This is a genomic window from Pedobacter sp. T50_32 (assembly GCF_057652195.1).
On sequence record NZ_JBYFBY010000002.1, the window covers coordinates 1 to 15,027 of the forward strand.

7 protein-coding genes are annotated in these 15,027 nt (G+C 36.7%); all 7 read right to left on the minus strand.

Going from position 1 to position 15,027, the window contains the following annotated elements; genetic code table 11:
* Nucleotides 1–131: 131 nt before the first annotated feature.
* Nucleotides 132–3,299 carry a type I restriction endonuclease subunit R gene (locus tag AC23ME_RS05435; protein WP_487726743.1) on the minus strand — a complete coding sequence of 1,056 codons (3,168 nt, stop codon included), beginning with the start codon at nt 3,297–3,299 and terminating at the stop codon, nt 132–134.
* 11 nt (nt 3,300–3,310) lie between these two features.
* Nucleotides 3,311–4,609 (minus strand): 5-methylcytosine restriction system specificity protein McrC, encoded by a 1,299-nt coding sequence (locus AC23ME_RS05440; protein WP_487726744.1) that lies wholly within the window; start codon nt 4,607–4,609, stop codon nt 3,311–3,313.
* Entirely contained in the window at nt 4,602–6,710 is a 2,109-nt protein-coding gene (locus AC23ME_RS05445) for an McrB family protein (protein ID WP_487726745.1), read from the minus strand. The genes AC23ME_RS05440 and AC23ME_RS05445 overlap by 8 nt, the downstream gene beginning before the upstream one ends.
* A 49-nt stretch (nt 6,711–6,759) precedes the next feature.
* Nucleotides 6,760–8,544: a restriction endonuclease subunit S gene (locus tag AC23ME_RS05450; RefSeq protein WP_487726746.1), complete on the minus strand. Its 1,785-nt coding sequence runs from the start codon at nt 8,542–8,544 to the stop codon at nt 6,760–6,762.
* Nucleotides 8,541–10,139 carry an N-6 DNA methylase gene (locus AC23ME_RS05455; protein ID WP_487726747.1) on the minus strand — a complete coding sequence of 533 codons (1,599 nt, stop codon included), beginning with the start codon at nt 10,137–10,139 and terminating at the stop codon, nt 8,541–8,543. Before AC23ME_RS05455 ends, AC23ME_RS05450 begins: the two co-directional genes overlap by 4 nt.
* 719 nt (nt 10,140–10,858) lie before the next feature.
* A complete protein-coding gene (locus AC23ME_RS05460) occupies nt 10,859–12,007 on the minus strand; it encodes a hypothetical protein (RefSeq protein ID WP_487726748.1) in 1,149 nt (382 codons plus the stop codon).
* 1,434 nt (nt 12,008–13,441) lie between these two features.
* Nucleotides 13,442–14,113 (minus strand): YceI family protein, encoded by a 672-nt coding sequence (locus AC23ME_RS05465; RefSeq protein ID WP_487726749.1) that lies wholly within the window; start codon nt 14,111–14,113, stop codon nt 13,442–13,444.
* Nucleotides 14,114–15,027 lie beyond the last annotated feature (914 nt).

A 15,027-nucleotide genomic window follows, 5' to 3' on the forward strand; every position in this document is an offset into this window, starting at 1 on the left:
ATGAGGTGGTCAGTTTGCCGCGGAATAGGTGGTCAGCTTAAACCGAAATCAGATGGTCAATTTCAGCGAAATCTCCACTAAGTTATGACTAACTTTTCTCCAACTCAGAATAAAAAACGCTATTAGCTATTTTAAAAATAACTATAGGTATAAATATGTTGGTAAACCTGCAAGGATCGTACAGTAACATCTTCATCAGTATATTTTTGTTCTGGCAACCACAACAACTGATTATAAATAGTGGTCTTTACACTAGCTTTAATTTCTCTGCTTTCTTTCCAATTTGGGATATTAATTTTTTCATTCTGTAGAATAGCTAAGGTATCTTTGGCTACCTTCTTAACCTCGTCCTTTTCAGCAATCGTTAATTCCTTTCCTTGCACTAATAAATCAAAAATTGATAATGTAGGTTGGTCTAAATTTTCCTGATAAGCTCTTTTTTCTTCATCTGATAAACTCTGAATGAATGCTGTTAGCTGATCAAAGCTTCTACTCAACTCCACTTCTGACTTTCCGTTATTGTAACTATCAACAATCTCACGGTATCGTTCATAAAACTCTAACCTTAGAGGGTTTTCTCTAAGCATTTGCTCCAATTTTTGTTCTACTGCTTTGTTAAGGTCATAAACTAATTCATTCTTTCGAGGCATTTTTTCAAAAGCCTTCTTTAAGGCATCAATATTAAACTTAGATAGATCAATCCAGCCAGCAGAAGACTCTTGGACTTTATCAATATTAACGCTTTCGTTCACTACCGATTGTAATTTCATTATGATCTCGGTAACATCTGCAGCTTTTACCTTTTGATTAAGTTTATTATAAATAGCATCTATAGCATTGTATTCAGCCGTAAAAACCTTTGCTTGCTTCTCCGGAAATAAGGCCTTGTATTTCCTAAATACATTACGAGCAGCTATCTCAAATTTCGCTCTGCTTTCATCGTTTCTACACACCGCATTTGCTCCATTATGAATAGCTGCAATTTTACCCATTGCATTAGCCTTAATCAATGTTCGCAAGTCAAACTTTTCTTCCTGAAGCATATTGATTACATCATCAATTGCAGTTTTGATTTCATTTGCCATTGACTCTAATTGTTCAAGCGGCTTTATATTTTCAGTGCCGTTACCTCCATCCTTTTCACCTTCTCCATAAATTGCATACGCTTTTTCGAGTTGCTGATAAACATTACCATAGTCTACAATTAGCCCGTTTTCTTTTTCATCGTCATAAACCCTATTGGCTCTTGCAATAGTTTGCATTAATGTATGACCTTTGATAGGTTTGTCCAAATAAACTGTAGAAATAGCTGGTGCATCAAAACCAGTAATCCACATTGCGCAAACAATAGCTAAACGAAATGGATGATCTTCATCCTTAAATTCCTTCTCCAGATTTCTTTCGACCATTTTACGTCGGTGTGATTCTATATCTAGATTCATTTTTCTGAACTTATCTATTTCATTTTGTTCAGAACTAATCACAACACAAACTTCTGTCTCAGTTATTAGTTTAAATTTCCTTTTTAATTCTTGTTCCTCTTGACTATCTTTTGCTTTACCTACTTTATTTTCTAACTCCTGCGAATATTCCTTCCAATATTCCATAACATAGTCGAACATACGAACGGCAGTAGGCTTATCTAAAGCAACCAACATTGCTTTACCCTGATACCCCCTTTCGTTAAAGTGCCAAACTAAATCTCTAGCAATAGCTCGTAACCGACTTTCAGCGGTTAAAATCGGATATTCCTTTTTAAAGAGATAAGCTAATTTTTTCTGTTGGTCTTCATCAAGGTTTTCACTTTCTAAAATTTCAGCCATTTGCTCATCCAAAGCTGGATTTTCGATATTAAGCTTTTCACCTCGGTTTAAATATTTTAGTGGTAGCGTGGCTTCATCTTCAATAGCTCTTTTAAAATCGTACACCGAAACATATTCACCGAATATATTTTTAGTAACTTCTTCTTCATCTTTAATAATAGGTGTGCCAGTAAACCCTAAAAAAGAAGCATTAGGCAAACCAAAGAAACGCATATTACGAGCATATTTTCCACCCTGTGTTCTATGTGCCTCATCGGAAATAACGATGATATTTTTTCTTTCGGTAATTAGTGGGTATTCTGTTTCCAATTCAGGATCAATGGAGAACTTGTGAATTAGTGAGAATACATAGCGATGATTTTCGCTTAATAACTCCCTTAAATGATCTCTACCTGTTATGCCTTTTTTCTTCCCAGCTATAATGTTTTTGTTATTCACTACACCAACGCCAGAAAATGTATCATAAGCTTGATTTTCTAACTCAGTACGATCCACTACAATCAAAAAAGTATACGAACCTCCAAATTTTCGATGGATTTTTTCACAAAGAAAAACCATTGAATAAGTTTTTCCCGAGCCTTGAGTATGCCAATAAACACCTAACTTGCCTTCAAGATCATTAATATCTTTAACATTTTCTAATACACGATTTACGCCTATAAACTGATGGTTTTTAGCCATGAGCTTTACAATATTTCCATTACTCTCATCAAATAGCAAGAAGTTCTCGAAAATATCCATCAAGTTTTGTGGGGCACATGTTCCTCGCAACATGGTATCTAAACTTACCAACCCTTCAGCGCTTTCGGTAATACGCTTCCATTCTAAAAAATATTTATATGGACTGGTTACTGTGCCAACTTTAGCATCGGTACCATTACTTAATATAACAAAAGCATTGTGATAAAAAAGATGAGGTATTGTATCCTTATAATCTTTGAAATTATCTTCGTAAGCAGATCGTAAGTCTACAGCATGCGATTTTAATTCAATAAAAAGTAAGGGAATACCATTAACAAAACCAATTAAATCTGGACGGCGATTGTGCAATTGCCCAGATACTTCAAATTGACGTACAGCCAAAAAATCATTATCAAGGTAGTTTTGATAATTAAATACCTTAAGTATTTTCTTTTGCGTTTTTCCTTCTTCACAGACAAAAGAAACCTCTACACCATTTTTTAATAATTGATATTTTGTTTTATTGTGCTGCGCTATACTCTTGTCGGCTTCGCGTTGTACAATTTTCTCTATAGCTCTCGTATAAGCAATATCCGGCAAGCCTGGGTTTAACCTTCGCAAGGCGTTTAGCGTGAATCGCTCTAAAATTACCTCCGTCTTATTATCTCTACCTAACAACCCATCATCACCAAAAGCCTCATTTTTCCAAGCAGTAACTACCGTCCACCCAAGTTCTTTTAGCACTTCTTCAGTAGCATTCTCTATCAAGGCATCTTCTGAGTATTCGTAAGACATAAGCGTTAATGTTAGATTGTTGGTATATCAACGTCTAATTTATAAATATTATAATAATCTCTTAATTCTGTTTTATGGGAAAGTGTTAAATCGTTCAGCTCAGTGTGCTGACTTTTAACCTTTGGATAAATAACTAGAGCATCTAAATTATGATTTCTTTCTAACCCGGTATGTTTATAAATTGATTTCATTTTCGAGTAAGCCGCAACTTGCCTAACATCATCCAAATCAATACTTTTTTCATCATAAGCTTTATATTTTACGTCAATCACCGCTTTATAATTAGGTAAGTTTAATATAATATCAGGGAAAAGACCTGAATATTTCTTTTGATAAAACACCCCATCCTTATATGACACCCTTAATAATTTAAGCACATGAATTTCAAAGAGTTTACTCATGTTAATCCAATATGGATAGGTCTTAACTTTTGAACTCGTGCTAGTAACTATATTAAAGGAAAGCCTTTTTAAAATAAGATTAGCCAGCTTTAAAGCATTTTCATAGATTGGAAATAATGGATTTTTACGCACACTAATTTCTTTCCTGATTGAGGTGTCATAAGAAACTTTTTCTAGTGTGTTTTTAACAAGACCAACCGATGCAGTAATATTATCAGTAATTTTCAGTTTTTTAAATTGATTTAAGTAGTTTAAACAGAACTGAAATGCGAACTTTAAAAACTTATTTTCTACTGTATTTATCCCAAAATCTTGAAATCGGCAATATGTAGCTGCAAACTTAGATTTGAGATGGTTTTTCTTTATTGTATCATTTATTAAAATTTTGCCTTTAACTTTTCCTTGCAAATTTTCTTCTACCCAATAATAACCTTTTTGCAAACCAAAGTGACATATTTTTTCTAAGTATGAAATAAACTGTATAACTAAGATTGGAGTTAAAAAATCGTCCTTCTGATCTATCTCGATTGCAGGCTTAGAAAAATCAACAAAGTATAAATTCGATATATCTTCTGTGCTTTTTACATAAGGCAGGCTTTTAAACAATATACTGTAGAAATCAATATCAAAATCATTGTCTTGATAAGAGAATTTTGGTTCTACCATAAATGGCAATTCACCGTTTAAATAATCTAACCCTATCAAATAAGAGGTGTTAATATTTAAATCATCACCATTACGTCTGATATCGATACAATTTACCTGATCACTTATCTTTTCGCATTGAAGCGTAAAGTTACCTGTATCTTTAAATGCTTCTAATAACAGGCCTCGCCACTTACTTTCGTAGTCAGTAATCGTAGAGAGATGATGATATCCAGCAGTAAAGTTCTCTCTAATCTTAAGCATCGTTAGATAGCTGATGGTTACGTATATCTTTGATTATCTGTCTCACCTCAGGAGTATTATTTAATATACCATCTTTAACATATTCTTGTAAGATGGGAACAATTTCATATTTAATTCGTAACGAAAAATCTATGTCAGCCTTTTTGAAAAAATAGCTATGCCCCAACCATATATCTTGCGGTCTTTCTTGAAATTCGATGCTCAAATGCTCTGATGCTTCTAAATCATCAACCTGTTCTTTGATTTCTTTAACAAATAGAGACGACACTTTTTCAAATAAAGCTTTTTCAAAGCTATCTTCTTTGAAAGATTTAGGCAATATGTCATAAAATGCAAACCTTCTCCTTAAGGCATAGTCTAGGTGTCCCACGCTTCGGTCGGCTGTATTCATAGTGCCTATGATAAGTAGATTATCTGGAATAGCAATCTTATATTTTCCATTTTTATCAGCATACATTGATTTGAATGTTTCGTTTCGATACTCTAAAGCATAAATCAATTCTCCTAAAACAGCGGAGAGGTTTGCCCTATTAATTTCATCAATGATTAGCACATATCGTTTTTGATCTGGATCATTAGAAGCTTTATTTACCATTTCCAAAAACAATTTGTCTTGTGGTGTGTAACTTATTTTATCACCTTCAGCAACAGTTACTATACCTCGGATAAAATCTTCGTAGGTAAATGATGGATGAAACTGTATAAGGTCTATCTGTTCATTTATGCTCAATATTTCAGCTTGTACTTTCTTGTCTTCACTTATTTCGCCAGTTATAATGAACTCCGCTAAATCTTTTGCCATATAGGTCTTTCCAGTTCCTGGAGGCCCTTGTAAAATGATCTGCTTTTTGTATTCTAGCAAGTCTTTGGCTGGCTTCAGTTCAGCTTCTCTCATATCAGATATATTTCCGTCTAAATTTCTAACTACCTTGTTGTAAAACTTCTCATCTTTAAGTTTAATGATCGTTGTATTTACCATATCTGTTTCATAACCTATACCATAAATATGCAAACCATCTTCGTGCACGCCATTCCATTGATCAACTAAAAGCCTTTGCCCATACCAACCTTCAAATCCATTACTAGTCCTGGTATCCTCGAAATAGCACTCAGCATCAGAAAAAATAGCTAGATCTATTTCTATTATCCCCTTTTTATCTCTTTGTTCTTGCAACTTTTCCACACGAGGGCATTCAAAATCTATGCTCTTAAATTCTCCGTAGGCATAATACCTATTCTTATTATACAATAGCACGCCATCTCCATCCTTAATCTCTCTACATTTATTTAAAAGTGCACTAACAGTGGAATTATGCTGTTCTTCATATTGTTGCTGCATGATAAAAAGATTATTCTCAATATCGTACAGCAGCTTATCTACTTCATTACCGTTTACAGCCCAAAAGTTCTTTTGTCTTTTTTCTTCCTTAACCTTATAAGCACACATAAAAGTATCATACACTTGTTGGATTTTTACATCATCAAATAAATGTACATGATCTTTATGTGAGATTAAATTTTGAAGTAGCTTATCCTTATTGCGACTACCTTTGCCGTATAATTCTAAGTTATTGCCATTAAATCTAGCCTGTAGTTCAGGATCGCAGAAAGCTATATTGGCTAATTGTATTTTATCGTCCTTGAAATAAAATTGAAGATCTAAACTATTGGTTTCGACATTTTCAACTGATACTCTATTGAATATTCTTCTGTAGTTAGAAGTATCTGTAAATAATTCAAAATTAAGAATATCATATTCTTCATAGTCTATACGAAAGAAAGCCTTTTGCTCGACAGCCGTAGAACGAGCTGTTTTAACTATCAAAGGCACATCTAGATAGAAATATTTAAAAGAAACCAATTTTTCAATTGTAACTCCTAGATCACTGCTAAGGACATCAAAATAGAGTCTATCCTCATCATCAGCCCGCTTCCATTCTTTGGCACGCCATAGTTGAACCTTGCCACCTCCAATAATATAGGCATAATCGCCTATTGCAAGCCCATTAAACCAAGAGCTCTGTTTCGATGCTTGATAATAACCTTGCGTAATTTGGTTAACATCAAATTTTGCGGAAATCTTTCCGAAAAAAATATTCATTTTAAGATTGTTAATTTAGATATTGATTAATATGACTTTGCTATCATCTTTAATATTGGAGAACTCCCCTCAAAAACCCAATCGCACGCTCCACGTTCTCTTCACTAAAAATTGTTCTTTCCAACTTCGCTTCCCATTCTTTTTCAGATTTAATAACATTCATAACGTTAGTTACAGTAAACTCAATATTCTTTTTAGAAAGCTCGACCAAACTGTTATCAACGGTTGCTAAAAGCTCTAGTTCATCATTAGACTTAAATTTAAACTCTGTAGCCAACCAATTTAAGTCTTCGATTTGCCAATAGTTAGAAAAATACTTTTTAGCATCATTTATTTTCTCAGCAACAACAAATCCTGTTGCTTTTTCACCTCTCCAGTTTTGGATGTATTTACCGTTCAGCGCAATTTTTTCGGGACCACCGTACTTTGTTTTGGGATTGTAGGGTCCTGCCGCTTTTCTAAGGTAATCTTGAATTTTATTATCTGAATAGCGGTGAAAGAGATAAGAAAGCTTGGTATATCTTTTTCTGCCTAGGGGAAATTTTTCATTACCAAATTTTTCCGTTAAACAAGCAATCAAAACCGCTTCTTTAAATTCTTTGGAAGCTTCTTTTTTAGGTTGTTCTAAAGATATTACTTTAGCGATAGTTGGTTTTACTTCCAAACTTTCAACGTCAATCACCCCCATCATCAACCGTGGTAACAAAAGATCTCGGGCTTCACGGAGGCGTTGGTTTTGGGATTGAAGATTGTAAATTTGAGTAAAAAGGAGACTAGTTTTTTTTTCGAATTCAAAAGCAATATCTAAAGACGGTATTAAAATTTCGGAATCTTTTAGATACTTGTAATGTCGTGCATAGTGATAGTTTGAGAGATCAATATTTTTCAAGGAAAAATAAAACAAATGCTGTGGCATTCTCTTGTTTCTTGAAATGATTATTTGTGTCCCATCAGCTCCTCTAGCAAAGTCAAAATTTATTAATTTTAGAATTCTGGTATGATCGCCGAAAACAATAAAAGCCTTATCAACATAGGATATTCTTGATAACTCATCATCAGTATATCCTGCAATAAAATCTCGACTTTGATCAACGACTGGAATATTTCCGGTATTTAATATGTTAGCAGATTTTATCTTTACAGTAGATTTTACCTTATCAAGTTGATTTCCTACGAGATCTTTCTCCCAACCCTCCGGCAAACCATTTTCATCAAAAACCGTCATTTCATAATCTGGGAAACGCATCCGAACAAACCATTCTTCGTAGGTTTGTTGTGCCATTTCTTCCAAAATTTTAATGCGCTTTAGATTATTTTCTATCAAATCATCATAAGCCGATAAAATGGAAGCGACTTTGCGTTGGGTGTCTTTATTTTCGGGAACTCTAACTTTAATTGCACAAAAATTCGATTTACTTACGTGATGTCTTCCTGATGCAGTTCCTGGATTAGCATTCTCTACTTTCGGAAGATTTATTTTCATTAAATAAAAAATAAAGTCTTCATCATATAGTTGGGTATCAGGAATAACTACATTCACAGACTGGTTGGTGAAACACCACTGATCTGCTTGAAACATTTTCTCACCAACAGTACCAATAGTTACTACTCCGGTAGCTTTGGGTGGTATATATGAATTTTTATATTTTTTGAAGGCTTTTTCTGAATAATTTTCCTCCCAATTAGTAACATGTCTACTACCGACTTCCATATCAGTCGGTTTTATGAAAGGATAGGTGCCCCCATAATTATCTTTATCATTCTTTGGAGGTGTATTCCCCGTAACAACTTTTCCTAAATCACCGATTGTTACTTCTTTCCAGCCTTCTCTCATAATTTAACAGCTTGAATTTGATTCATAAGTAAGTTCGCTTCGGTATTCAGTTCCGCTAATTCGCTATGCAATTCCTTTATCCGGGTTTTATAATCAAAATCCATATCAATATCAATGTTCACACCCACATATCGGCCCGGCGTAAGGCTATATTCTTGCCCCGTTACTTCGGCAAGCGTCACCACTTTGCACAGGCCTTCCACATCGCGGTATTGCCCATCCGGGAAATGCTCATTAAACCAAGCGTTGTCTGCCGCTACTTCGGGCGCTTCGCCACGGTACAACGCCATTACAGCCGTAAGCCCTTCCAGTTGCTCTGGCGAAAAATCGTTGATCGTAGTGCTTACTTTGCGGTAAACATTGCGGGCATCAATCATCAGGATTTTATCTTGGTTCGCTTTCCGTTTTCCTTTGTCAAAAAACCACAAATGGCAAGGCAGACTACGGGTATAAAAAAAGTTGTTGCCAATGGATACGATGCAATCTACATTTCCGGTTTTTACCAGTTCCTCCCGGATGCGTTTTTCGGCGTTGCCGGCATCGGTAGCTGAAGATGCCATTACAAAACCGGCCCGGCCTGTAGGGTTGAGGTAGGACATAAAGTATTGTATCCAGAGGTAGTTAGCATTGCCAATAGTTCCTTTTCCGGTAAGCGGCGCACCATGAGGCAGGCGTTTGTCCTCGGCCAGAAATTTGTTTTTGGCATCTACCTTATCTACATTAAAAGGTGGATTAGCCATCAGAAAATCGCATTTCCCGTATAGGTCATGTGGATCACTATAAAAAGAATTATTGTTAGCAATTTTACCTTCAATTCCATGAATGGCTAAGTTCATTTTAGCCAAACGGGTGGTATTGCTTTTATATTCCGTACCGTAAACTTTAATGGCTTCGTTAACTTTTTTATTCTGATGATCTTTAATGAAATGTGCAGTTTGAACAAACATACCCCCAGAACCACATGCGGGATCGTAAATTATCCCATGATCTGGCTGAATAAAATTCACTATTAACTGCACCAACGATGGAGGTGTAAAGAACTCACCGCCCTCCTGTGCACCGGCTCCCATCATTGAAAGCTTCATTAGAAAATATTCATATACCCTACCAAAGACATCGCCTTTAGCATTACGTACAGAATCACTATTAAAGATTCGAATTAGATTAGCTAGCAAATTGTTATCAGAATCATCTTCTGGCGTTAACTCTTGGAAATTCTTTGGTAATATACCCGTCAGTTCTTCATATTCTACTTCAATAAGCTTCATTGCAGAATTCACCGCTTCAGCTAAGTCTTCACTTTCTGGTAAGTTAGCTAAATAAGTATATTGTGCTTTTTCAGGTAAAAACATCGCACCAATGGCAGCGTAATCGTCTTTAACGGCTTCTCGGCGCTGTTTTGTTCTAGGATTAATAGGCAGCGTTTCTGTTAATCGTTTTTTGGCTTCTAAAAATTTATTTTCTGCAAAGCGTAATAAGATTAAGCCCAACAATGGATCTTTATATTCGGCAGCAGTAAGTTTAGAATTAGCCCTTAGTTCATCTGCGGCTTCCCACAATTCTACTTCAAGCTTTTTGATATCAGTTTGTGTCATTTTGTTCGGTAAAATATTACGGATAACGACATAAAACTGCATTAACAACTAAAAGAATGTCGCTAATACATTGCGATCCGCATTTAATGTGTTATTAATTGGGTCTCTACAACTACCATATAGCTGGGTATAAAATAGTTACAATCAATTAACTCACAATTCAAATTAAAACTATTTTTCTAGATATATCAACATTAAAAAAAACTAATTGCTCTTGTCTATTTTTAAGGAATTGTTAAGATTGTAGGCTTAGTGAAATACTTTGAGCTTAAGATATGAAACTCCGTATAATCTTAGTAGTTCACTTCTCGTAAACCACACAATTAACCCCTCCTTTTGGTCACGCTTACGCAGATATAGTCGATCTTCTTTAGTACTACGCAGCAAACAAGTAGAATTATGTGCAGTTTCTTTTTCCATTTATAATGAAAAATACATGTGCCCAGAAATACCCTTTGTTCGGGTCTGGTTCGTACCTGCTTCGGTAGTCCTTCGGTAAAACAGCCATTTTACCGAACAAGCATCGAAGAAGCACCGAAGACAGTACGAAGCAGACACCACTAGAAGAGTGCAAAAAGCTGAAGTCCTTTTTTGATTTTTGAGGTACCAAAAAGGATGATGATGTGATTGAAAATCTTCAAATAAGGTGAGCATGGCGGTATTTATAAAGCATGATGAATTTCATAGCCCGTCATCAGTTAAAACAAGAAACTTTTTAACTAACTACCAGGCTTTACTTTTATAGCTTTAATGCCTTTTTCAGATCTTATCCCATTATGATCTACCTGAACCAATTTTACATATACTGTGGTTTCTTCTCCATCGGTTTGATCTTTCTTACATGATGCAAATGCCAATACCACAGCACCAAATAGCAAGAACCTCCACATTTTATGTCTCGCCATAGGTAACAATAAAAGACCTAACAAGCCGAAGCCCGCCAATGAAGTATGGCCTAATACCTCTGCTAACGTTAAAGTAATTTGATAATCGAGAGGTGTTTGTGAATTTCCATCTGTAGCTTTTGAATTTACAACAGCCACTCGTTTAAAGAACTCCCCATCTGTAGAGGCAAGTAGTTCGAAATGATGGTTATCTACTTCGGTAGCGGTACTCCATTGCACCGAAACTTCGCCGGGCTTGTTACTAAGAATACTAAAGTTAAGTAATGCAACTGGCAGGACGAGTTGATAGTTGATACTATTTTGTACTACTGTAAAATTGCCCGCATGATCAAAAACCCTAAGCCAAATATTTTTTAGTCCTAATATAGCTGGTAAATCCAGTTGCTTAGTTGCAGTAAAAGGCTCTCGAGGTGTCCAATTGATACCGTCGAGCGAAAATTGCATCGTTGCTAAACCACTCTCCAAATCGCTTGCTGTAATAGCTAAATTTATGGTGGTGTTGTTAGTAGCAGCGGCACCATTGTTAATGGTAAATGAAACTACTGGAGGGAACGTCTCTAAAGAGAAATTCCAAGTGTAGATTGGCGAAAGCAACCCGTCTGATGAAACCAATTGGATACTGATGTTCTTGGCGCCCAGACCACCACCTACATTTAGCGAAAAATTTGAACTTGTATAAGTTGTAGTGAAAAAAGGTTCTGAATTTATACTGATTTTGACTTGGGATGGAGCCTCCGTACCGGCATCGAGAATGATCTCTACTGGTACAATTTCAGAACTAGTGTACAACCTATTCTCATTGATGATGACCGTTGCTGATGGAGGATTTGCTGCCGGCGTTAAATTTGTACCAAGAGAATAATTAGCATGTTTATTAGCTTGAACTTTGCTAGTGTTTAATATAAAAAAAGCAACCAGTAAATAGAAAAAATAGCGCTTTATAAAAGAAGTTTTGTAGAGCATAATGGGAATGAGCTAAGAAATTAATTTAATTGAGTTAAGGGATAAACTACAAATATGGCATTTTTACTCAGATTTAGGGTATACCAAGGGGTGGACAAATAAGGGACAAATAATTGCATCATCCAAAGATCCCTCCATACCGATTTTATCGGCACAGGCTAAGGCCGGAATGACGGTGGTGGGGAAGCAAATGCAAAGTACAAACCATTCCCAAGGACACTAACCCGGCCTAGCAGATTTTCGCCGGAGAAAGCACCAGAATATCCATTAAACGAACAGGCAATAAGCACTACCAAGCAAGAAAGCAGCGTGAGCGAAGACAGTGTGAATGGCAAACGCCTTTTTCTTGCGATATCAGGATATTGGTCGCTTTATTCAAGAAAAGGTGCAAGCCTTGAACTTTTGTTACTTTTGGTTCAAGCCAAAAGTAAATACATAATGGAGCCAACGATTGCATAGTCCAAAGATCCCTCCGCAAGGTCGGGATGACGATATAGGAAAGCAACTGCGGTCACTGGAGCCAATCATCAGTTCCTCCCCCTTGAATCCCCCTCCAAAGGGGGACATAGCATGGTGCATAACCGACCCCTTACATACCACAATCATACCCTAGCACGGCACTCGCCTAGCAGGTTTTCGCAGGAGAAAGCACCAAAATATCCATTGCAAACCCTTGCAACAAACACCATCAAGCAAGAAAGCAGCGTGAGCGAAGACAGTGTGAATGGCAAACGCCTTTTTCTTGCGTTATTAGGATATTGGTAGCTTTATTCAAGAAAAGATGCAATTTATACCGATAAAATCGGTAGCCTTGATGTTATGCCTATTTGGTTTCTATTTTTATAGGTGGGCATGCTTTCGCTAAAGCTCAGGTTTGTCAACTTTTGTATCAAGACAAAAGAAGAATACAAAAAACTTAACATCAAAATTGCCCGCCTACTCGCAATGACGATCTAGGAAAGCAAGAGCTAAACCTAACAAACCTCACCCTAGCCCTCTCCTTAAAAAGTAGAGAGGACACAGCATGGTGTGAATACTACCGCATTAGGATCCTCGCCTACGCGAGGATGACGGTCGTGGGAAGGGAACCGTGAAGAAGAACAAACCCCTCCCAAGAACGCCACTTGGCCTAGCACGTTTTCGCCGGAGAAAGCACCAGAATATCCATTGCACCACAAAGCAACACGCAGCACCAAGCAAGAAAGCAGCGTGAGCGGAGACAAGTGATTTTGGAAATGCCTTTTTCTTGCGCTATTAGGATATTGGTCGCTTTATTCAAGAAAAGGTGCCAGCCTTGATTTTTTGTCAACTTTTGTATCAAGACAAAAGTAAAAAGCATATTCATAACACTACGGTGTTAATCCGGAACTAACAAACGCAAAACAGCCCAACGAAATATCGCTGGGCTGTTTAACAATTGATATAAAAAACCTATTAACCTTTTTTCGCATTAACGGTAAAACCAACCTCTACATCTTTAGAAATCATCCAGTTCTCTGCACTACCTTCAGTTTTGTAGTTAATACCCCAAGCACTTCTGTCGATTACGAATTTAGCATTAGCTTTAACATCAGTAGCACTTACTTCAACCTTAGCAGGGAAAGTAACGTTTAACGTTTTATCTTTAAGGGTCAAGTTACCGCTGATTACATAATTTGGATCAGCTACTAAGCTTTCGCCAGCTGCTGCAGTATAAGGCTCAACTTTAGTGATTACAAATTTAGCAGTAGGAGCTTTAGCTACATCGAAGAAATCAGCACTTTTCAAGTGACCTTCTAAATCTGCAGGCGATTTACCTTCTTCTTTACCAACTGATGCCGGATCTACCGTAAGAGAACTCATATTGATGATAAAGTCGCCACCACTAATAGAATCGTTTTGTACGGAGATGGTACCAGCAGAAATGCCGATTTTACCCCAACGAGGTGCCAAACCGCCTTTGTGCACACCTTTCCAATCTACCGAAGTAGTGGTAGTATCTACCATGAAGCTATCACCTGTTTGCTCAGCAGCAGTTTGCTCTGTTGTAGTGTTAGCATTGTTAGACGAACCTCCGCAAGAAGCCAGTAAAAAAAGCGCAGGAAGCGCAAAAAGTAATTTTCTCATGTTGTTGCTTTTTAATTAAAGTTTATAATGATGAATTCATATAAATTTAGGCAGCAAAATTAGCATGTGCAATAGTCATATCCATTGATCTATGTTAATAATTTCAAGTTGTTACTTTTTTACCTCTCCCAACACTCCCGAATAATTGGAACAAGCTGCGAGGACGACGATGTAGGAAAGCAGGTGCAAATTGAAACAAACTTTCCCAAGCACATTTCTCTCCCGCCAACTGGCGGGGAGAGATGCCAAAGGCAGAGAGGGGTTTATTAACGCATACGTCATTTATCGCCTTGCTGCTTTAGAATCTAGAGGCTAATTTGGATAATAGATCCTTCGACAAGCTCTGGATGACAGGATGCTTAGAATGACGATGCAGGAAAGCAGGTAAAAACTGGAACAAACCTCACCCTAACCCTCCCGAATAGTCGGGACAAGTCCTCCTTAAAAAGTAGAGGGAATACATTATGCATAACTAACCACTCGCTTCGTACAACAATTCCCAAGCACGACGACCGGCCTAGCAGATTTTCGCAGGAGAAAGCACCAAAATATCCATTGCACAGACTAAAAATTAGCAACACCAAGCAAGAAAGCAGCGTGAGTGGAGACAAGTGAACTGGCAACGCATTTTTCTTGCGCTGTCAGGATATTGGTCGCTTTATTCAAGAAAAGATGCCAGCCTAGATTTTTGCTTCTTTTCATCAATGGAAAAGAAGAATAGAAAGAAGCGTCAGCGGAGACAAGTGAACTGGCAAACGCATTTTTCTTGCGCTGTCAGGATATTGGTCGCTTTATTCAAGAATAAGATGCAAGCCTAGATGTTACGCCTATTTGGTTTCTATTTTTATAGGTGGGCATGCTTTCGCTGAAGCTCAGGTTTGTCAACTTTTGTATCAAGACAAAAGTAAAATTAA

Bases quoted from the DNA above. Each gene is read 5' to 3' on its own strand.
- AC23ME_RS05435 (WP_487726743.1), bottom strand. From the start codon at position 3,299: ATGTCTTACGAATACTCAGAAGATGCCTTGATAGAGAATGCTACTGAA.
- AC23ME_RS05440 (WP_487726744.1), bottom strand. From the start codon at position 4,609: ATGCTTAAGATTAGAGAGAACTTTACTGCTGGATATCATCATCTCTCT.
- AC23ME_RS05445 (WP_487726745.1), bottom strand. From the start codon at position 6,710: ATGAATATTTTTTTCGGAAAGATTTCCGCAAAATTTGATGTTAACCAA.
- AC23ME_RS05450 (WP_487726746.1), bottom strand. From the start codon at position 8,544: ATGAGAGAAGGCTGGAAAGAAGTAACAATCGGTGATTTAGGAAAAGTT.
- AC23ME_RS05455 (WP_487726747.1), bottom strand. From the start codon at position 10,139: ATGACACAAACTGATATCAAAAAGCTTGAAGTAGAATTGTGGGAAGCC.
- AC23ME_RS05460 (WP_487726748.1), bottom strand. From the start codon at position 12,007: ATGCTCTACAAAACTTCTTTTATAAAGCGCTATTTTTTCTATTTACTG.
- AC23ME_RS05465 (WP_487726749.1), bottom strand. From the start codon at position 14,113: ATGAGAAAATTACTTTTTGCGCTTCCTGCGCTTTTTTTACTGGCTTCT.